The organism is Leuconostoc sp. BM2, from assembly GCF_002095565.1.
GTDB lineage: Bacteria > Bacillota > Bacilli > Lactobacillales > Lactobacillaceae > Leuconostoc > Leuconostoc falkenbergense.
In genome coordinates, this window is record NZ_MOWQ01000005.1 from 57382 (window position 1) to 77130 (window position 19749).

Below are 19749 nucleotides of genomic sequence, written 5' to 3' on the forward strand. Positions count from 1 at the left end.
ATGAAGGAAATACATTTAAGGGGAATTGCTTTTTGACAACGCAAATTCAGCAATTTTTTACATTTGAAAATTCCGAACAACAAACAAAATTGGTCGGTGTTAATGATAGTTTTCTGAGATTGATTGAAGAGAGCTTGAATGTACAGCTTCATGCCCGTGGGGATCAAGTTGCTATATCTGGTGACGAGGACAAGGTTGCGCTCGCCAAGGCAGTTTTACGAGAACTGACTGATTTAATTAAGCATCAAATTAGTATTTCGGCGACTGATGTTGTCAGCGCTACAACGATGGCGCAGCGTGGCACACTTGAATACTTTGGAGATTTATACTCGGAAGTACTGATTCGTGATAATAAAGGACGCTCAGTTCGCGTTAAAAACTTTGGACAACGCCAATATATTCAGTCAATTCGGAAAAATGACGTCACTTTTGGTATTGGTCCAGCTGGAACTGGAAAAACCTTTTTAGCTGTGGTTATGGCAATTGCTTCGCTAAAACGTGGGGAAGTCGAGAAAATAATTATTACGCGACCAGCTGTTGAAGCTGGCGAGTCGCTTGGCTTTCTGCCGGGGGACTTAAAAGAAAAGGTCGACCCTTACATGCGACCAATATATGATGCAATGAATACCTTGGTTGGTGCTGAGCAAACGCAAAGATTGATGGATCGTGGTGTGATTGAAATTGCACCATTGGCCTACATGCGTGGGAGAACACTTGATGATGCGTTTATTATTTTAGACGAAGCACAAAATACAACAAATCAACAAATGAAAATGTTTTTGACGCGATTAGGTTTTGGGTCCAAAATGATTATTAATGGTGATGTATCACAAATTGACTTACCACGTGGTGCAAAATCTGGATTGATTGCAGCGCAACACATTTTAAAAGATGTGAACCGTATTTCGTTTATTCATTTCAGTAGTGCTGATGTTGTCAGACACCCAGTAGTTGGGTTGATTGTCAACGCCTACGAAGCAGCTGATGCAAAGCTAGCAGCATTAAAAAAGGAGCAAAAAAACTAATGGATTTAGCCATTATTGATCAAACAAAAGATGGTGTTAGTCAGTATCATCAAGATTTAGTCCGTGCAGTGTTAGATTATGCGGGCCGCTATTTGAAACTGCCTGACAACACTGAAATGTCAGTAACATTCATGAATAATGACGAAATCCATCGCTACAACAAAACTTACCGTGGCATTGACAAACCTACTGATGTCATTAGTTTTGCCATTGAAGAAGATGGTGATGATTTTCCTGTCTTGCCCGATGAGGAAATGGATGAAGAATTAGCAAAGAACATCGGTGATATTTTAGTTTCAGTTGATATTATCGCGTCACAGGCTGAGTATTTGGGTCACAGTTATGAACGTGAACTCGGTTTCCTTGTTGTTCATGGTTTCTTACATTTGAATGGGTATGATCATATGCTAGGGGATGCCGAAGAGAAAGAAATGTTTGATTTACAGCGAAAGATTTTAGACGATTATGGCCTTAGACGATAAACAATTAGAGGGTGCACCAAAAGATTATAATAAGAAAGTACAAAGGAATAGTTCCTTTTTTCGTGCTTTAAAAAATTCATTGCATGGCATCTGGATGATTCTAGTTCGTGAACGTAACTTAAGGATTCATATATTTTTAGGCTTTTTAATATTAATCGCTGGTTTGCATTATGGTTTGGTTCGTTCTGATTGGTTGTGGGTGACAGTTGCCGTCTTTACAGTCATTTCGAGTGAATTTTTGAATACCATTATTGAAGCATTAGTTGATTTAGTTGTTGAGAAACGTTACCATCCTTTGGCCGGTTTAGCAAAAGATGTTGCTGCTGGTGGTGTTTTAGCTGCGGTCGCTTTTGAAATTATTATTTTATTGATTGTTTTTCAGCCCTATGTTTGGCGTCAGTTTGGTATTGTGACGAACTTTTCGCAGTTTATTCATAATTTTAGTAGATAGATTTTTAGGAGAAAATAGGCCTAGGCGCCGTAATATATTATGACAGAGAATGTATTTAAATCAGGATTTGTGGCCATTATTGGTCGACCTAATGTTGGAAAATCTACATTACTTAACCGTATTGTGGGTGAAAAGATTGCCATTATGTCAGATAAGGCACAAACGACTAGAAATAAAATTCAAGGTATTTACACAACCGACAATGCGCAAGTTGTTTTTATTGATACGCCAGGTGTGCATAAACCGCAAAACTCTTTGGGAGATTTTATGGTTAAGTCTGCTTTTTCAGCCTTGCATGAAGCTGATGCAATTTGGTTTGTGGCTGATGCCTCAATGCCGAGAGGGCGAGGGGATGATTTTATTATTGATCGCTTAAAAGAAGTGAAAAACACACCTATTTACCTTTTAATTAATAAAATTGATCTATTAGCACCAAATGATTTGTTAAATGTTATTGCTAGTTACCAAGAAAATGCACCAGAATGGACAGAAGTGTTTCCAATTTCTGCGACTGAAGGTGACAATGTTCCTGAATTATTAGATAATATTGTGGCAAATTTGGATGAAGGACCACAATATTTTGATTCAGATCAATTGACTGATCACCCTGAACGATTTGTTATCGGAGAATTGATCCGTGAAAAGGTGCTACAATTAACTCGCCAAGAAGTGCCGCATTCTGTTGCGGTTGTCATTGACAAAATTGCTCGTGAAGATGAAGAAAAAATTCATATTCAAGCATCAATCATTGTTGAGAGACCAACGCAAAAACACATAATCATTGGTAAACAAGGTGCAATGATTAAGCAAATTGGCACTCGTGCCCGAAAAGATATTGAGCGTTTGATGGGTGACAAAGTTTACTTAGAAACATGGGTGAAAGTTGAGCCGAGATGGCGTGATCGGCCACAAGCCTTACAAACATTGGGTTACAGTGAAGACGATTATTAATTTTAACAAATCATCTTGCAAAATAAATTTCATCAAGGAAAATTTGATGGCTTCGTGTTATGGCAATAATTAATGGCATTGTGTTAAACACAAAACAGTATAAGGATAATGATTTATTAGTTCGCATACTAACTGAAACGGCTGGTTTGCGGACTTTTTTGGCGCGGGGAGCCAAGCGGCCTAAATCAAAATTAGCTGGCGGTGTTCAGCCTTACACATTGGTAACCTTTGAAGGGGCTTGGCCAAAAAAAGAAAGTGGTCTAGGTTATATTAACGATGTTCAATCGGCGAAAATGTTTTCTCGATTAGTTGATGATATTGAGGTTAATGCCTATGCTGCCTTGATTGTGAGTTTGATTGATGCAACTTTTGAAGAAAATCAAATTATCACGCGCTGGTATAATCAGTTAGCAATTGCCTTAGAGAAATTAGATGAGCAATTAGATCCGCAAGTAATCGCAAATATTTTTGAAATTCAACTACTAGTACCGCTCGGTATTGCCCCCAATTGGCGGGCTGATCCCATTAGTGGTCAAACTGACGGTCGATTTGATTACTCGGAAAAGTATAATGGCATCATTTCTGAAGAACATTTTGATTTAGACGAACATCGACTTATGTTGGATCAGAAAACGGTTTTTTACTTAAGACAATTTAGTATTATTGATATGCGGCAAGTCCATGAAATCAAAATGTCTACTAAAACGAAACGTGGCTTACAAAAGGTTATTGATTATATTTATGAAAATCAAGTTGGTCTGAAACCACGAGCAAAAGTATTTATTGAACAAATGCACTCATGGCAAAATCAACTCATAAACTTTAGGAAGAAGACAGATATATGATAAAAATACTAGTTTTGCACACTGGCGGTACAATTTCAATGCATGAAGACGAAGATGGTGATGTTGAGACCGGTGTTGTCAATCCATTAACTGAAGCTCAGGTAGAGATAGCAGATGTTGTGTTACAGGTTGAAAGTATTTTTAACCTGCCAAGTGAACATATCGGACCAAAGCATATGTTGCAGTTGCAGCAGCGAATCTTAGCGGCAGGCAACCAATTTGATGGTGTGGTTATTACACATGGTACGGATACATTAGAAGAAACTGCTTTTTTCTTGGATAGTACCCTTAAAGTTGATTTTCCAATTGTGATGACTGGTGCAATGCGGTCTTCTAATGAGTTAGGTTCTGATGGTTTATATAATTATCAATCAGCTTTGCGTGTTGCAACTTCAGAAGCTTCACGAAAGCGTGGTGTGATGGTTGTCATGAACGACGAAATTCACGCGGCTCGATTTGTGACTAAAACCCATACAACTAACGTGGCAACTTTTGCTTCACCAATTAGTGGCGCGATGGGCCTACTCACTAAAAGACAAGTAATCTATTTTTATGATTTGCCGCGACGTCACGTTTTACCAATTCAGCAGGTTAACCAGAATATACCAGTTTTAAAGGCTTATGCTGGAATGGATGGTCAATTATTCCAATTATTGGCTGACGCTAATGTTAACGGTCTGATTATTGAGGCATTGGGCGCCGGTAATTTGTCCCGTGAAGCCGCAATGGGGGTAAGTGTTGTGCTAGAAAAGGGCATTCCTGTTGTGATAGTTTCACGAAGTTTTAACGGTGTAGCCGAGCCTGTATATGATTATTTAGGTGGTGGCGTCCAATTAGAACGAGCAGGTGTCATTTTTGCCAGCAGTATTAATGGTCCTAAAGCACGTTTGAAGCTGTTGATTGGTCTTGATAACCAATTATCCCCTGATGATTTGCGTCATTATTTACGAAGCGTTTAATAGAAAATTATTAATACATTATAAAAAGGGCTCAAATTTTGAGCCCTTTTAACTATTTAAATATGTTTTCATAGATTGCTTTGACAGCACGGTCTGACAGGTCTGGCTGAATACCAAGCATGATTGATATTTCACTGGCTCCTTGGTTGACCATTTGTAAACTAATATGGTGTTCTTTTAAGGGTGATACAATTTCAGTCAATGCACCAATACGATTTCGCATACCTTCACCAACTACCATTATAATACCGTAGCTGGGGAGCCATTTGAGCGTATCAGGTTTAATTTCCGATGCAATGTCAGCTAGCATACCATCTATTTTTTCTTGTGTTAAGAGCGTCTTGTCAAAAATGATTGTTAAGTCATCAATACCTGATGGCATGTGTTCATAAGATATTTGATGACGTTTTAGGATTTCAAGAATTCTGAGTGTGAAGCCGACTTCCTTGTTTAATAAATAACGATGGAGATATAGTGCGGCAAAACGGTTAGAATTGGCAATACCCGTTACGGGACGCGATTGCTGAACTTCAGTTGGGGGGACAATAAATGTCCCTGGAGCATCTGGTTCATTGGTATTTTTGATGTTAATACGTATGCCACCTTGAATAGCTGGGATAATTGCTTCATCATGAAATACGGCAAAGCCAGCATACGACAATTCACGCATTTCATCGTAAGTCATTTGATCAATTGCAGCGGGTTTGTCAATAATATTGGGGTTAACAGCATAGATTGCACTGACATCAGTGAAGTTTTCATATAAGTCAGCCCGTAGGCCACGTGCCATAATGGCACCGGTAATATCTGATCCGCCTCGGGAAAAGGTTGCCATATCACCGTTTTTAGTATAACCAAAGAATCCGGGCACGATTAAACGCTCTGATGTTGATAAATCGAGTTCAGCAATAGTATCGTATGATTTCGTGTCAAAAGTTGCTTGGCGCGCGTTATCATCAACCAATAAACCAATTTCTTTTGGATCAATAAATCTTGCTGAAACACCCAAGTGAGTAAAAACTTTAGCTACTAATTGTGCATTCAGATATTCACCATGAGCTGCGAATGCGGCGTATAAGTAATCAAAAGAGCGATAATGCTTCGTTGATAGGTGATCAATTTGTTCATCTAAATCAGCTAGATCGTAGTCTGGCAGGTTAAAAAAGTCGCCAATTGCATGATAGCGATGTTTGATGGCTTCAATGATATCTGTTGCATCTGTGTCTTCGATTGTTGCTTTAGCGTAACTGAGAAGTAAGTCAGTTACTTTAGTGTCATCTTTAAAACGTTTCCCCGGTGCGGAAACAACAACAACTTTGCGTTCTGAATCATCTCGGATAATATCAAAAACTCTTTTAAGTTGTTGACCGTCAGCCAAAGATGAACCGCCGAATTTTGTAACTTTCATAATGATATTGCGCGCTAATTGACACGCATCCTCCTAATCATTTGTTTGAACTATACTACCGGTAAAATCAGTATGTAGATGATATGTTTTTCCGGGTAATTGGGCCAAATCAATCGCCGTCATTAATTGCTGAGCTTCCGTTTCATCAACAACAGAAATAATAGTTGGGCCAGCACCCGATAAATAAGTACCAATAATATTTTGCTGATGAGCGATACGCCGAATGATGGCTAGTTCTGGGGCCAGATGTGCTCGCGCCTTTTCATGAAATTGATCTTGTTCAATTAGTTGCCGTGCAGTTTCGATACTATTGGCAGCCAGAGCAGCTACAAGTGTATTACTAATTGCGCTTGCAGCAACTGATTGTTTGAATTCTAAGGTTTCTGGTAGAGCAGCACGTGCTTTTTCCGTTAAGAGTTGGTAATCTGGTATAAAAGTAACAAAACTTAATGACTCGGGAAAATGCAATGGGGCATGAAAGACTGTTGTGCCATCATAAAATGCAGCGACAGCACCGCCAAATATGGCAGGCGCAACATTGTCTGGATGGCCTTCCAATTTTGTTGCAATTTGAAGTAAATCATCTTGAGTATAGTGCTTATTGTCCAGAATATTAACCATTGACAAGGCAGCAATTAAAGCTGATGAAGAAGACCCGAGGCCACGTGCAAGTGGAATATCTGATTTCACGACTAGTCGATGTGGTTTTAGCAGAGGAGAAATACGCAACGCCGTTGCAACAATAAAATTATTTTGATCAGAAGGCATGCTATCGCCGTAATCATGAATGATTTCCCAAGTGTCCGTGGGTTCGTGAATTTCAAGTGTTAAGTATAGATTTAAAGCCACGCCCAAAGAGTCAAATCCCGGACCAATGTTAGCGCTTGTGGCTGGTACTTTTATTGTAATCATGAGAAAATTTTGTACTCCGAGACTAAGTTGATGCCGTCTGCATTACGAATAGTTGTTTTAATGACGTTTAATTGTGCGTCTGAGGCAGGATATGTGAGTGCAACAAGGCGTGCATAGCCATTTTTGGCCGGTGTTTGTTTTAAATCGGTGAAACTAATTTTTGCCGAAGTAAACATACCTGTCACTGAGTACATAGCACCGGGTGTATCAGCGACATCAACGACCACAAATCGACGTGCCACACGTTGAGAAGGTTTGGCTAAATCAAGATTTTGATTAAATGTGTTGAATGGTTTACCTGGCGTGTAGTTTGTGGCAACATTTGTCAAATCACTTAAAACGGAGTTGGCAGTTGGCATTTCACCCGCACCGGGACCATAAAGCATGACTTCGCCAACGGACTCACCATTAACCAAGACAGCATTGTTTTCATTATGAACTGTCGCTAATGGATGATCAAAAGGTACTAGGTGAGGGGCCACTTCAATACTAATGGCGTTATTTGAATCCCCAACACGTTGCGCAACACCAAGTAATTTGATACCATAGCCAAAACTTTGGGCATCTTCGATATCTAAATCCGTTAAGTTCGTGATGCCACTGATACTAACATCTCCCAAAACGGGTTGTACACCGAAAGCAAAATTTGAAAGAATAATGAGTTTATAAGCGGCGTCGAAACCAGCTACATCATTAGTAGGATCAGCTTCAGCAAATCCTTTTTCTTGTGCCAAAGCCAAAGCATTATCGTATGTCAAACCATTTGATGCCATTTGTGTCAAAATAAAATTACTTGTACCATTAATAATACCTGCTACACGAGTGATTTCATCTGCAGTAAAGCTAGTCGCAAGCGTTCGCAAAATTGGGATACCACCGGCTACGGCAGCCTCATAATAAAGGTCAACGCCATTTTCGTTAGCTAAATTGGCAAGTTCTTGACCATGACTAGCGATAAGATCTTTGTTAGCAGTCACGACGTGCTTCTTGGCAGTAATCGCTTGTTTAATGATATCGTAGGCCCCTGAAACACCACCCATGACTTCCACAACAATCTGAATATCAGGATTGTTTAAAATGTCAGCAGGTTGGTCAGTAATTGGAAAATCTTGGACAAATCCGGTTCGCTTTTTATTTAAATTGTGTACAACAGCATGACGGACTACCAAATTAGCGCCAGTCCGTTCTGTAATTTGAGGTGCATTTTGTTGTAAAATTTTAACGACACCAGTGCCGACTGTTCCAAGCCCAAAAAGACCAATTCCAAGTTCCATATTTTTTTCCTTTTATATTTAATGTCTTATAATTTTATCATTTTTAAAGCAACAAATAAATAGATTTGTTATAATAAATTAAAATAACAATAAAGGAACTTAATTAAATGCAGTATATATCAACGCGCGGGGGAGCACCAGCAGTTTCTGCTAGTCAGGCTATATTGAATGGTATTGCACCAGATGGTGGCCTTTATGTACCAGAAGCGTGGCCGGAAATATCAGTAGATTGGGACACACTTAGCCATCAAACGTATACAGAAATTGCAACACAAATTTTTGATGCTTTTTTTGACGATTTCAGCGTATCTGAGATCGATCATATTATTTGTAAGGCATATGGTCGTCAATGGGATAATGAGAAAATTATCACTTTACATCAAGAAAATAACTTACATTATATCGAGCTATTTCATGGCCCGACATTAGCATTTAAAGATGTTGCACTGCAGGCTTTGCCTCATCTGCTAACAACTGCAGCCAAAAAGCAAGCCATTAGTGATAAGGTCGTCATTTTGACCGCGACTTCTGGTGATACTGGGACAGCGGCTATGAGCGGATTTGCTGATGTACCGAACACGGAAATTGTGGTGTTTTATCCAGAAGTTGGTGTCAGTGATATTCAACGTCAACAAATGGTAAGTGAAACTGGTAAAAACGCTCATGTCACAGCAATCACGGGTAATTTTGATGATGCACAAAAAGCAGTTAAGACATTATTGAGCAATCAAAAACTCATTCAAGAACTAGCTGATCATCACATGCGTTTTTCGTCGGCAAACTCAATTAACATTGGTCGACTAGTGCCACAAATTGTTTATTATTTTTATAGTTACGCTCAACTAATTAAACAAAAGAATATCAAGGTTGGGGATAAAATTAATATTGTTGTGCCAACCGGTAATTTTGGTAATGTTTTGGCGGCTTACTATGCTAGCCAGATTGGGCTGCCAGTTAATGAGTTTGTGGTTGCTTCAAATGAAAACAATGTTTTGACAGACTTTTTTACTACCGGTGTTTATGATAGCAAGCGACCTTTTAAAGTCACAAATGCGCCAGCGATGGACATTTTAGTATCGAGCAATTTAGAGCGACTGTTATACTTTGCCAGTGATCGTGATGCTTCAGAAGTTCAATCATATATGACAGCATTAGCTAATGAAGGTCAATACAAATTGTCTGAACGCACACGGCGCAATTTGAAACAGTTCAAATCGAGCTTTGCAACACAAGCACAAGTGAGCGACACTATCTTGTCGGTATTTAATCAAACCAATTATTTGATTGATCCTCATACTGCTGTTGGGCGCTATGTATATCAGTCAATCAGTAATCAAGCAACGCCAACTCTGTTAGCGGCTACTGCGAGCCCATATAAATTCCCACAGACTATGTTATCAGCGCTTGGTGATAAGCCAATTGAAGGCGCTGAAGCGTTGACAAATTTGTCAAGTAAGACAAATACAGACATTCCAAGTCAGGTGCTAACTTTATTTGATAAACCAATCTTGCATCAAAAAGTAATTACACCAAATGATATTTTAAAATCTTTAAAAACCGAACTCTTTGATAAATAAGACACAATATTTCGGTAAAATGTACGATATTAGGACAAAATAATGAACGTTTGCGTGTATAATATAATTATATTAAATGCAAGGAGAACGTAATGTCATATCGTGAATTAGATTCTGAAGTGTGGAGCGCCATTCAACAAGAAGGTGCCCGTCAAAACCGGACAATTGAGTTAATTGCTTCCGAAAATTTTGCTTCAAAAGCTGTTCGTGCAGCACAAGGCTCTGTGTTAACGAACAAATATGCTGAAGGTTATCCTTACAAACGTTATTACGGTGGTACTGAGTATGTTGATGTAGTGGAACAACTCGCTATTGATCGCCTTAAGGAACTATTTGGTGCTGAATATGCAAACGTACAACCTCATTCAGGATCTCAAGCTAACGCAGCTGCCTATATGGCATTCTTGAAGCCAGGCGATAAGATTCTTGGGATGGATTTGGATGCTGGTGGTCATTTAACACACGGCGCCAAGGTTAGTTTTTCTGGTAAAATGTATCAGTCTTATACTTATGGTCTTGATGCTGAAACTGAGCGACTAGACTATGAGGCAATTGCCAAGCAAGCACGTGAGGTGAAGCCACAAATGATTGTTGCTGGTGCTTCTGCGTATTCACGTATTATTGATTTTCAAAAGTTCCGTGATATTGCCGATGAAGTCGGTGCATATTTGATGGTTGATATGGCACATATCGCAGGGCTCGTGGCGGCAGGATTGCATCCTAACCCAGTTGGCGTTGCTGATGTTGTCACTTCAACGACACACAAGACGCTACGTGGACCACGTGGTGGTGTCATCTTGTCACAGGAAAAGTATGCAAAGCAAATTAATTCAGCTATTTTTCCTGGATCACAAGGCGGCCCACTGGAACATGTTATTGCTGGTAAGGCTATTGCATTTGGTGAGGCATTACGACCAGAATTTAAAGCGTATGCAAAACAAGTCATCCTCAACGCGCAGGCAATGACTGAAGTATTCAATGATACAACCGATATTCGTGTTGTTACAGGTGGCACAGATAATCACTTGTTTAACTTGGATTTGACCCAAACCGGTTTAAACGGTAAGCAAACGCAAGAGCTACTTGATTCAGTATCAATTACGACCAATAAAGAAGCATTACCTAATGAACAACTCAGTCCTTTCGTGACCTCTGGTATTCGAATTGGTACTCCAGCAATTACGACGCGTGGCTTTAGTGAAGATGACGCACGTCGAGTTGCAGAACTGATTGTAACAGCTATTCATCATCATGATGATGAGAAAGTGTTAAAGCAAGTCAAGCGTGACGCAGAAGTGTTGGCAATGTCACATTTGTTTGAATAAAATGGAAGCTGGCTTAGCCAGCTTTTTTGGTGAAATTATGATCAATAAAAACGAACAACGGCAACTGCAAAAAGAAGCATTAAAAACATTATCAATACATCAAAAGCAGACTGAATCAAATCGACTCTATCAGCTGCTTTTTGAGACAGCTGCTTGGCAGGAGACAGGGACGATTGCTGTGACATTGAGTATGCCAATAGAACTAGATACAGCGCCGATTATTGAAGCTGCTTGGTCAGCAAACAAAAAAACTGTTGTCCCTAAGATTGTTAATCATCAAATGATATTTGTGCCATTTGATGATGGTTCTAGCTTGCAGACAGGTCAGTTGTCAATTCGAGAACCTGTGACCGAAGTAGCTGTATCAGCCAACAAAATTGATATGGTAATCGTTCCAGGTTTAGCATTTACAAGAAGTGGCGCTCGTCTTGGATTTGGTGCAGGATACTATGACCGATTTTTGGTAAATTATACTGGAAAGACAATTGCGTTAGCGCTAAGTCCACAGATTAAACAAAATATACCCATCGAAGCTCATGATCAGTTAATTCAAGAAGTGTTAACGGTTCATACAACAAAAGAATAGAAATATCTTTTTTGTTGACAAATGAAGTTTCAGTGGTATAGTTAACATAAGTAGTTAACAAAAGTAACTACTTATGTTAACTACTTAGGGGTGGTGTAATGGAACAAATTAGTCAACTGTTTTCAAAACTGTATGACAAAGTGGCTATTAATTATCAAAATAGTCCGACAAGAAGTCAGCTTTTTCCGGAGTTGTCGGCTAATGATGAATATTATTTAGATATTTTGTATAGTCAATTAGAAACAACAGCAACTCAATTTGCAGATCAAGCGGGTATTTCAAAACCTGCGGCGACACGTATTGTCAAAAGATTTGTCGCCGCTGGTTACTTGGTTAAAAAGCCGTCTAAACATGATAAAAGAGTGATTTTTCTGACGTTAAGTCCAGAAATGTCACAACATTGTCAACAGAATTATCGCCTCTTTGATCAGGTATTCTTAGATGCGATATCAATTTTAGACGAATCAGAGCAACAGCAGTTGCAACAACTAATGCTTAAAGTTGATCGTAATTTGTAAAGGAAGTTCAAATGAATCAAAAACGAATTGAACAACGTGGCTTGTGGCTGGGCATTCTGATTAATAGCATTATGGCTGTGTCAGGTATTACGGTTTTTTTAATTACCGATATTGAAGCACTATTTGTAGATGCTTACTTTACTGTTATTACACTGGTTTCAGGAATAGTATCCATTATTATTTCAAAAGTTAGTAGCAAAAAGAGTCAACGATTTCCGGATGGTTTATTTGTTTTAGAACCGATATTTTCTTTATGTCAGTCGCTATTGACAATCATTCTATTGTCTTTATCAGTGATTACTGTCAGCGTTAAAGCCTATCGTTATTTTGCCTTTGGGGAAGGGCAAATGATGAATGTGGGACCTGTATTACCATACGAAATGGTAATGGTATGTTTATCTTTCACTTTATCATGGTTTTATGCGCGACAAAATAAGAAAATCAACAATAGTAGTACGATGTTATTGACTGAAACAAAAGGAACACTAATTGATGGCATTATGTCTTCCGGTATTGGCTTAGCAGCCTTGCTGATTTTCTTTATTCCAGTCAATTCACCATTACATTTTTTGTTGTATACTGGCGATTTTTTTGTCACGGTAACCTTAATTGCTTTTACTATCAAAATGCCTTTCCAAGTGATTAAGCTAGCTTTTATTGAAATTAGTGGCGGCGTGCTTCAAAATAAACAAGTTCAGCAAAAAGTTGAGCATGTTGTTCGAACAAATCTTACGGATGATATTTTAGTTAAGTCATGTGTTATTTACAAAACAGGAATGGCTTTTAGGGTACGAGTATTGATTAACGGTTCATCTCACGACAGCATTAACCTGAAAAAATTAGCACAGCAGAAACAACAAATCCTGACAGAATTACGCCATAAATTTGCTTTCATGAATCTCAATTTAGTTTACGACAGTTAACATCGTAATCTCATTGTTAATTTATTGACAAAAAATGAATTTTTTATCGTAATGAACCGTGTTTGACTGACTGGGCGCCAGAAAAATTCCGAATTTTGTATTATTTATTGATATCTTAATTTTTAAGAATTGGTATTGTGATATTGTTTTGATTTGACTTTTAATTCATGCTTTTCTAAAATAGCTTTATGTTAGAAAAGGGGAATTTATGATTGACAAAGCGATTTACAAGCAAATTTTAAAGTCCAGTTTTGACGCCCCAATCGACGTTGAATTTTGGGATGGTGAAACAGTGCATTTTGGGGAAGGCGAATCAATTGCCAAAATCATTATGCATGAACTCATTCCCATCAAGGAAATTGTCGCCCATGCTTCACTTACTTTTGGTGAAGCCTACATGGATGGCAAAATCGAGATTCAAGGTGACTTGCAAGAACTAGTTACGTTGGCTTACCGCTCACAGGATAGCTTTTTCAATAACAGCAAGTTTTCTAAATTAATACCTAAGCACTCACATTCTGAAAAAGTCAGCAAAAATGATGTGCAAAGTCACTACGACATTGGTAATGATTTTTATGAGATGTGGTTGGATAAAACCATGACGTATTCTTGTGCTTATTTTGCCAGTGAAAGTGACACTTTGGAAGCTGCACAGATGAATAAGGTACGTCACATTCTCAACAAGTTGCACGCCCAAGAGGGTGAAACACTACTAGACATTGGCTGCGGTTGGGGAACTTTGTTATTCACAGCTGCCAAAGAGTACGGTCTAAAGGCTACTGGTGTGACACTAAGTCAGCAACAGTATGACTTTGTCTCAGACAAAATTAAAGCAGAAGGTTTGACGGGTCAAGTAAATGTGTATCTAGAAGATTATCGCGAGCTAAAAGAGCAATACGATCATGTTACCTCAGTTGGCATGTTTGAACATGTTGGTAAAGAAAACCTAGCGGCCTATTTTTCAAAAATTGACCAATTACTTGTTGAAAATGGTACTGCTTTGATTCATGGTATCACTGGCCAACATAAAGGTGCTGGTGTCGATGCATGGATCAATAAGTACATTTTCCCGGGCGGTTATATTCCTAATTTGGCAGAGAATATTGACCATATTATGGACGCCCATTTGCAGGTTGATGATTTGGAGCCGCTGCGCCGACATTATCAAAAAACGCTTGAAATTTGGACCGACAACTTTCACGATGTCAGTGAAAGTGTGATATCTCGATACGGTGAGCGTTTCTATCGTATGTGGGATCTATATTTGCAAGCTTGTGCTGCGTCATTTGAATCAGGCAATATTGACGTTGTTCAGTATTTGTTGACGAAAGGTGCCTCAAGCACTAATTTACCAATGACACGTTCTTATATTTATCATGCAGATGTAGCAAGTGGTGTTAAATAATAAAAACTGTTCAATTTTAACGTTAATGTCACGTTAGAATTGAACAGTTTTTTAGAACATTTTTATTAAAATAATGCCGCTCAACATAATCAAAATGCCGATAACCTGAGTCACTGAGACATTTTGACGTGATGATTTGAACAAGCCGAATTGTTGCACTAACATTGCACCAACCATAACACCTAGTGTTGAAATGCTGACGGTTAAACCGGGACCTAATTTAGGAATTAGGAGTGACATTAGGGTCACAAATGTACTACCAGCAACACCGGCTGACCAAGATTGTGGCATTTTAACGCCACGAATGAAGACTTGCCATGTGTTGGGTTTGAGGAAAACGAGTACAATGAGACCAATCACAAACGCCCAGAGTGCACTTACTGTTGGGTTGTCAATTAGGCTGCCGAGTTGTCCGTTGAAAGTTGATTGCACAGTACATAAGACACCAGCACCAAACGCCCATAAACGCAAGACCAAGCGTGAGGATGTTTGATTGTTTTGCGTACGGCTGGCGAGTGTTTTCCTTTGAGTGGCTAATACAACGGCAATGTAAGTTCCCAATAATAACACGATCAGACCAACAATACGCAGTAACGTCATGGGAATAATATCAACGTTGAACCAGCCAACTGTTTCAAATAACATACCAGCGACAATTTGACCTAGTGTGGGTAACATGACGGTTTCAACCGCACCAATTTTTGGAAAAAGTATGATACAACTTGTGACAAAGACTAAGCCAAACAAGCCACCGCTGAGTAACCACAATGGTGCTGAAAAGAGATCAGCAATTTTAGCAAAGTTACCAATTATAATTGTTAATACGAATAGAAATAGTGTACCAACGATGTAGCCTAGAAAACTGGCGGCTATTGGGGATTTAAGGCAGGCGCTTAACTCCGCATTGATAGCGTTTTGTGCGGCTAAAATTAATCCGGCGCCCAGAGCAATGATTAAAAATAACATTAAACTTGCTCCGTATTCGTCTTTTGACGTTCTTTGATTGTCACAGTTTCACCACCAATAATGACACGATCACAAATATTAAGGAACAGGCCATGCTCGACAACGCCTACTTGACCTTCTAAATATTCCGCTAATGCATAAGGATTGTTAATGTTATTTAAATGGCAATCAATAATGTAGTGACCCGCATCAGTAACTAAAGGGTCACCATTTGCTTGGCGTCTTAATTTAGGAAAGAATCCTAGGTCGGTAAATTGACGGAATAATTGGCCATTACCGTAAGGAATCACTTCAATAGGTAGCGGAAAACTACCTAAAGTTGCGTGAACTTTACTTTCGTCAACTATCCAAATATTTTCGTTAGAGTTTTTAGCGACAATTTTTTCCATTAAGAGGGCAGCACCGCCACCTTTGATACCATTCAAATATGTATCAACTTCATCAGCGCCATCGACAGTCACATCAATATGATCGACTTCGTCAATATCCACAATGGGAATGTTGAGCTCAGCACAGTGCTGGCTAGTGACTTGTGAAGTTGTGACGCCGACAATATTGATATCTGCTTTTGCCAATGCTTCTAGGAAATATGACACAGTCGAGCCTGTGCCTAATCCGACAATCATGTTTGGTTTAATATATTGTAAGGCCGCTTCAGCAGCTTGCTTTTTTTGTAAGTTTTTATCAGTCATTATTAGCCTCTAGTCGTCACTTTTGCTTGGTTAGCAAGTCCTGCGTCAACTTCTTGTTTGTTGGGAATGGATACAATTGCGCCTGACCGACTGACTGTCAACGAACTTGCGAAGCAACTGCGTGTAACAATCATATCTAAATCAGTCATATTTGCAGAAATATTGGCGGCAACCGTACCAATAAAAGTATCTCCGGCTGCCGTGGTGTCAACAGCTTTGACTTTGAAAATGGGTAATTGATTGTGTTGATTATGGACGTTATAGTACACGCCATCGCCCCCAAGCGTGATGATGGTGTTGTGTAATCCCTTTGCTTTCAGTTGGTCAACGAGTGCAGGTAATTTTTCAGGGGCGGTTGTTGGTTCAGTGCCCGCAAGTGCTGCTGCCTCCGTTTCATTAGGGATGATTAAATCAGTGTTTAGAATTATTGTATCATCTAAATGTGACGTAATTGGGGCTGGATTTAAAATAGTCAGTGCGCCATGTTTTCTCGCAATGGCAAACCCTTCAGCCACAACAGCAGTGGGGACTTCTAATTGCGCGACAACAACATCAGCTTCGGCGATAGCTTCTTTGGCTTGCTGAATATCAGCTACGCTAAGGGCCATGTTGGCACCGCCGTATACCATGATTGTGTTATGACCATCATTTTCCAGCATAATAGTTGCTGAACCAGTTGGTTGCTTTTTAGTAAAAATATACTTTGTGCTGATATCTTCGTCATCTAATAATTGCTTAAAGGCACGGCCACGTTCGTCATCACCGACTGCGCCGATGAAAGTAACATCTGCCCCTTGACGTGCAGCTGCCACAGCTTGATTTGCGCCTTTACCACCAAAGGTACTAGCTTGATTTTGAACCGCAATTGTTTCGCCTTGTTGTGGCATGCGTTCAATCATTTGAATGGTGTCGATATTGAGACTACCAATGATCAGAACTTTATTTGTCATGATAGTTTACTCCTTAAGATAAAATGAGGTTAAACGTTTTACCTGAGTTAGGACTTTATTATAAATTAAAAAAATGTTTAAGTCAAGCAAATAAAAATCCCCGAAAACTACTTTAGATTTCGGGGAAACATAACATGTTTTTGTTTTGATTAGTCCAATAATAGTTTGGCCGTGGATTCTCGGATGACTAATTTAACGTCGAAAAACGCGGTTTGGTAAGGAAGATTAGGATGGGCGAGACGTTGCAAAATCATATTCAGTGCTGATTGCCCAATTTCGGCAACTGGTTGCGCGATAGTGGTTAATGATGGCACCATAAATTCAGCGTAGTCAGTATCATCATAACCAACAATTGACATATTTTCAGGTACTTTAACATTTTGCCATGTTAAACCACGCAAGACACCAATTGCCATTTCATCATTTAATACAAAAGCAGCTGTTGCCTGACTTTGTATTAATTGGTGGACGACAGCCAACCCGCCGTGTTTAGAGAGCGCTGATGAAATAACTGACACAGGCGTCACGTTAGCAGCTGACAGTGTATCTAAAAATCCGGCGCGACGCTGGCGCATATTATCGGTTAATTCATTGGGTAATATGAGGGCAATATCTCGGTGGCCCAAAGAAAGTAGATGGCTTGCTGCTAAGCTACCACCGGTAAATTCATTGGTTTGTACCATGTCTTGTGCGTTGATATCGGCATTCTGATCTAATACAAGATAAGGAATATGGCGCTTTTTTAAAAAAGCATTCACAACATCGCGATTAGGTATTGGACGGCCAAAAATCAAAGCCTGAACGCCACGTTCCACTAATGAATAAATTGAACTTTGCAAGTTATCAGCAGTAGATCCGATGAACACAAGGTTAACGTCTTCAGGTGCGTTGTCCTGCATACTTTGAATGATATCAGCAAAAAAGGGCATTCTAAATGAGGGGACGATAATGCCAATCAAACGACTATGCCGTACCTTTAAATTACGAGCGGCACTGTTTGGCACATATCCCAGCTCATCACGAGCTTGTAACACTTTTTTGATAGTTTCTTCTGAAAAGCGTTCTCCCTTATTATTCAAAATTTGTGAAACAGCTGTAATTGAGACATTGGCCTTTTTTGCCACGTCCTTAATGGATATCTTATGCATCTTTTCATTCCTTGTTCTCATACTTAGTATCTATTGTACCAGTAATTTTTTTGAAAACGCTTCCAATTTCAAAATAAATATGTTACACTGTTTTCGGTTAAACGTTTTACTTAAAAATTATTGTTTTGCAAGAGAGGAATAGGTTATGTTTTTAATTGTTAATTTACTTGGCATTTTTGTTTTCATTGCCATTGCAGCGCTTCTGTCTAATGACAGAAAGAATATTCAGTGGCGGTCCGTTGGCATTGTGTTAATTCTTGAAATTGCACTTGCCGGATTTTTCACACAATTTAAAGCTGGTCAAGTTGCGGTTCAAAGTGCAGCTGATGGCTTTAATTGGTTAGTTTCAGTTGCATCACAGGGAATCGCTTTTGCATTGCCAGATTGGTTGACAGCTAACAATGGCGGACCAAACTTTGTGACTTCGGCATTGTTGCCAATTTTGTTAGTTGTACCTTTGTTCGATATTTTGACTTATATTGGATTTTTACCTTGGCTCATCAAATGGATTGGTAAAGGTCTGGCTTTTATCACTGGGCAGCCAAAATTTGAAGCATTTTTCTCAATTGAAATGATGTTTTTGGGTAACACTGAAGTGTTGGCCGTTTCAAAGTCACAACTAGATAGCATGTCAGCCCGTCGTAATTTTACGTTGGCTATGATGTCAATGAGTTGTGTCACTTCTGCTGTCATTGGTGCTTACACACAAATGGTGCCGGGAAAGTATGTACTAACTGCGATTCCATTGAACATTCTTGGTGCTATTATTGTCGCTGCTATTCTAAATCCAACTAAGGTAACTGCGGAAGAAGATGTAATTGTTAATATTACTGAAAAAGGTGAAAAGAAAGAACCTTTCTTCTCATTCTTAGGTGATTCAATTTTAGGTGCTGGTAAGTTGATTTTGATTATTACTGCTACTGTGATTGCCTTTGTTTCTCTGGCAGCCTTAATCAACCAATTGTTTAGTTTGACTGGATTCCACTGGTTGACACTTGAAAATATTTTTGGTGTTATCATGTTTCCTTTTGCATGGTTGCTTGGTTTCAGCGCTGAAGATGCTTTCCGTTTGGCACGCTTCATGGGTACTAAATTAGTAACGAATGAATTTGTTGTTATGGGTGAAGTTTCAAAGTCAATCATGGCAGGGAAAGGCGTTTTCGCTAATGAACATGCTCGTGCCGTACTGACAATTTTCTTAACAAGCTTTGCTAACTTTGGCACATGAAGTGAACCCAATAACTTGGACAAAATAAAAAAATGTCCAGAAAGTTATTGGGTTTTTCTATGTCTAAATATTCAAATGAATTTAAATTAATAATCGTCAACGAATGGCTGGTTGGTCAAAATGG

At 39.1% G+C, this 19749-nt stretch carries 20 protein-coding genes; 13 read left to right on the forward strand and 7 right to left on the reverse strand.

Annotated features, from left to right (window positions below; all coding sequences use genetic code 11):
- The first annotated feature begins 32 nt into the window (after positions 1-32).
- Genes BMG01_RS03105 through BMG01_RS03130 form a run of 6 tightly spaced genes read left to right on the forward strand, consistent with a single transcriptional unit; the run spans position 33 to position 4713 of the window.
- Positions 33-1025 (forward strand): PhoH family protein, encoded by a 993-nt coding sequence (locus tag BMG01_RS03105; protein WP_004913129.1) that lies wholly within the window; start codon positions 33-35, stop codon positions 1023-1025.
- Positions 1025-1507, forward strand: coding sequence for an rRNA maturation RNase YbeY (gene ybeY / locus BMG01_RS03110; protein WP_004913131.1), 483 nt, complete (start codon positions 1025-1027; stop codon positions 1505-1507). Before BMG01_RS03105 ends, ybeY begins: the two co-directional genes overlap by 1 nt.
- Positions 1491-1958, forward strand: a complete 468-nt coding sequence (locus BMG01_RS03115; RefSeq protein ID WP_004913133.1) for a diacylglycerol kinase family protein — start codon at positions 1491-1493, stop codon at positions 1956-1958. The genes ybeY and BMG01_RS03115 overlap by 17 nt, the downstream gene beginning before the upstream one ends.
- A 39-nt stretch (positions 1959-1997) precedes the next feature.
- Positions 1998-2909 (forward strand): GTPase Era, encoded by a 912-nt coding sequence (era, locus tag BMG01_RS03120; protein ID WP_004913135.1) that lies wholly within the window; start codon positions 1998-2000, stop codon positions 2907-2909.
- A gap of 59 nt (positions 2910-2968) precedes the next feature.
- Positions 2969-3754, forward strand: coding sequence for a DNA repair protein RecO (gene recO / locus BMG01_RS03125; protein WP_004913137.1), 786 nt, complete (start codon positions 2969-2971; stop codon positions 3752-3754).
- Positions 3751-4713: an asparaginase gene (locus BMG01_RS03130; RefSeq protein ID WP_036068365.1), complete on the forward strand. Its 963-nt coding sequence runs from the start codon at positions 3751-3753 to the stop codon at positions 4711-4713. The genes recO and BMG01_RS03130 overlap by 4 nt, the downstream gene beginning before the upstream one ends.
- 52 nt (positions 4714-4765) lie before the next feature.
- Here BMG01_RS03130 and BMG01_RS03135 read toward each other — a convergent pair whose 3' ends face one another.
- The 3 genes from BMG01_RS03135 to BMG01_RS03145 are packed head-to-tail and all read right to left on the reverse strand — an operon-like array spanning position 4766 to position 8307.
- On the reverse strand, positions 4766-6121 hold the full coding sequence (locus BMG01_RS03135; protein ID WP_004913143.1) for an aspartate kinase: 1356 nt from the start codon (positions 6119-6121) through the stop codon (positions 4766-4768).
- Positions 6122-6154: 33 nt separating this feature from the next.
- Positions 6155-7033, reverse strand: coding sequence for a homoserine kinase (gene thrB, locus BMG01_RS03140; protein ID WP_004913148.1), 879 nt, complete (start codon positions 7031-7033; stop codon positions 6155-6157).
- Positions 7030-8307, reverse strand: coding sequence for a homoserine dehydrogenase (locus BMG01_RS03145; protein ID WP_004913151.1), 1278 nt, complete (start codon positions 8305-8307; stop codon positions 7030-7032). The genes thrB and BMG01_RS03145 overlap by 4 nt, the downstream gene beginning before the upstream one ends.
- Before the next feature lie 107 nt (positions 8308-8414).
- Between BMG01_RS03145 and thrC the strand changes: the two genes are divergently transcribed.
- The 6 genes from thrC to BMG01_RS03175 all read left to right on the forward strand — a co-directional run bounded on the left by thrC (position 8415) and on the right by BMG01_RS03175 (position 14641).
- Positions 8415-9884: a threonine synthase gene (gene thrC, locus BMG01_RS03150; protein WP_004913154.1), complete on the forward strand. Its 1470-nt coding sequence runs from the start codon at positions 8415-8417 to the stop codon at positions 9882-9884.
- Between the two features lie 92 nt (positions 9885-9976).
- A complete protein-coding gene (gene glyA, locus BMG01_RS03155; protein ID WP_004913157.1) occupies positions 9977-11209 on the forward strand; it encodes a serine hydroxymethyltransferase in 1233 nt (410 codons plus the stop codon).
- A gap of 37 nt (positions 11210-11246) precedes the next feature.
- A complete protein-coding gene (locus tag BMG01_RS03160) occupies positions 11247-11795 on the forward strand; it encodes a 5-formyltetrahydrofolate cyclo-ligase (protein WP_036066837.1) in 549 nt (182 codons plus the stop codon).
- 98 nt (positions 11796-11893) lie between these two features.
- Positions 11894-12313 (forward strand): MarR family winged helix-turn-helix transcriptional regulator, encoded by a 420-nt coding sequence (locus tag BMG01_RS03165; RefSeq protein WP_004913161.1) that lies wholly within the window; start codon positions 11894-11896, stop codon positions 12311-12313.
- Between the two features lie 11 nt (positions 12314-12324).
- Positions 12325-13236 carry a cation transporter gene (locus tag BMG01_RS03170; protein ID WP_004913163.1) on the forward strand — a complete coding sequence of 304 codons (912 nt, stop codon included), beginning with the start codon at positions 12325-12327 and terminating at the stop codon, positions 13234-13236.
- A gap of 208 nt (positions 13237-13444) precedes the next feature.
- Entirely contained in the window at positions 13445-14641 is a 1197-nt protein-coding gene (locus BMG01_RS03175) for a cyclopropane-fatty-acyl-phospholipid synthase family protein (protein ID WP_004913167.1), read from the forward strand.
- 51 nt (positions 14642-14692) lie between these two features.
- On the opposite strand, the gene BMG01_RS03180 is transcribed toward BMG01_RS03175, so the two are convergent.
- From BMG01_RS03180 to rbsR, 4 genes are all read right to left on the reverse strand, one after another.
- Positions 14693-15607, reverse strand: a complete 915-nt coding sequence (locus BMG01_RS03180; RefSeq protein ID WP_036068367.1) for a DMT family transporter — start codon at positions 15605-15607, stop codon at positions 14693-14695.
- A complete protein-coding gene (gene rpiA / locus BMG01_RS03185) occupies positions 15607-16299 on the reverse strand; it encodes a ribose-5-phosphate isomerase RpiA (RefSeq protein WP_004913174.1) in 693 nt (230 codons plus the stop codon). Before rpiA ends, BMG01_RS03180 begins: the two co-directional genes overlap by 1 nt.
- Positions 16300-16301: 2 nt before the next feature.
- Entirely contained in the window at positions 16302-17249 is a 948-nt protein-coding gene (gene rbsK / locus BMG01_RS03190) for a ribokinase (protein ID WP_004913178.1), read from the reverse strand.
- Between the two features lie 149 nt (positions 17250-17398).
- Entirely contained in the window at positions 17399-18397 is a 999-nt protein-coding gene (rbsR, locus tag BMG01_RS03195; protein WP_004913180.1) for a ribose utilization transcriptional repressor RbsR, read from the reverse strand.
- A 145-nt stretch (positions 18398-18542) separates the two neighbouring features.
- Between rbsR and BMG01_RS03200 the strand changes: the two genes are divergently transcribed.
- The gene (locus BMG01_RS03200) at positions 18543-19625 is read left to right on the forward strand and encodes a NupC/NupG family nucleoside CNT transporter (protein ID WP_036068369.1); all 1083 of its coding nucleotides are present in this window, start codon (positions 18543-18545) and stop codon (positions 19623-19625) included.
- Positions 19626-19749: the final 124 nt, after the last annotated feature.

Coding starts and splice junctions, on each gene's coding strand:
- ybeY (WP_004913131.1), top strand. CDS start 1,025: ATGGATTTAGCCATTATTGATCAAACAAAAGATGGTGTTAGTCAGTAT.
- BMG01_RS03115 (WP_004913133.1), top strand. CDS start 1,491: ATGGCCTTAGACGATAAACAATTAGAGGGTGCACCAAAAGATTATAAT.
- era (WP_004913135.1), top strand. CDS start 1,998: ATGACAGAGAATGTATTTAAATCAGGATTTGTGGCCATTATTGGTCGA.
- recO (WP_004913137.1), top strand. CDS start 2,969: ATGGCAATAATTAATGGCATTGTGTTAAACACAAAACAGTATAAGGAT.
- BMG01_RS03130 (WP_036068365.1), top strand. CDS start 3,751: ATGATAAAAATACTAGTTTTGCACACTGGCGGTACAATTTCAATGCAT.
- BMG01_RS03135 (WP_004913143.1), bottom strand. CDS start 6,121: ATGAAAGTTACAAAATTCGGCGGTTCATCTTTGGCTGACGGTCAACAA.
- thrB (WP_004913148.1), bottom strand. CDS start 7,033: ATGATTACAATAAAAGTACCAGCCACAAGCGCTAACATTGGTCCGGGA.
- BMG01_RS03145 (WP_004913151.1), bottom strand. CDS start 8,307: ATGGAACTTGGAATTGGTCTTTTTGGGCTTGGAACAGTCGGCACTGGT.
- thrC (WP_004913154.1), top strand. CDS start 8,415: ATGCAGTATATATCAACGCGCGGGGGAGCACCAGCAGTTTCTGCTAGT.
- glyA (WP_004913157.1), top strand. CDS start 9,977: ATGTCATATCGTGAATTAGATTCTGAAGTGTGGAGCGCCATTCAACAA.
- BMG01_RS03160 (WP_036066837.1), top strand. CDS start 11,247: ATGATCAATAAAAACGAACAACGGCAACTGCAAAAAGAAGCATTAAAA.
- BMG01_RS03165 (WP_004913161.1), top strand. CDS start 11,894: ATGGAACAAATTAGTCAACTGTTTTCAAAACTGTATGACAAAGTGGCT.
- BMG01_RS03170 (WP_004913163.1), top strand. CDS start 12,325: ATGAATCAAAAACGAATTGAACAACGTGGCTTGTGGCTGGGCATTCTG.
- BMG01_RS03175 (WP_004913167.1), top strand. CDS start 13,445: ATGATTGACAAAGCGATTTACAAGCAAATTTTAAAGTCCAGTTTTGAC.
- BMG01_RS03180 (WP_036068367.1), bottom strand. CDS start 15,607: ATGTTATTTTTAATCATTGCTCTGGGCGCCGGATTAATTTTAGCCGCA.
- rpiA (WP_004913174.1), bottom strand. CDS start 16,299: ATGACTGATAAAAACTTACAAAAAAAGCAAGCTGCTGAAGCGGCCTTA.
- rbsK (WP_004913178.1), bottom strand. CDS start 17,249: ATGACAAATAAAGTTCTGATCATTGGTAGTCTCAATATCGACACCATT.
- rbsR (WP_004913180.1), bottom strand. CDS start 18,397: ATGCATAAGATATCCATTAAGGACGTGGCAAAAAAGGCCAATGTCTCA.
- BMG01_RS03200 (WP_036068369.1), top strand. CDS start 18,543: ATGTTTTTAATTGTTAATTTACTTGGCATTTTTGTTTTCATTGCCATT.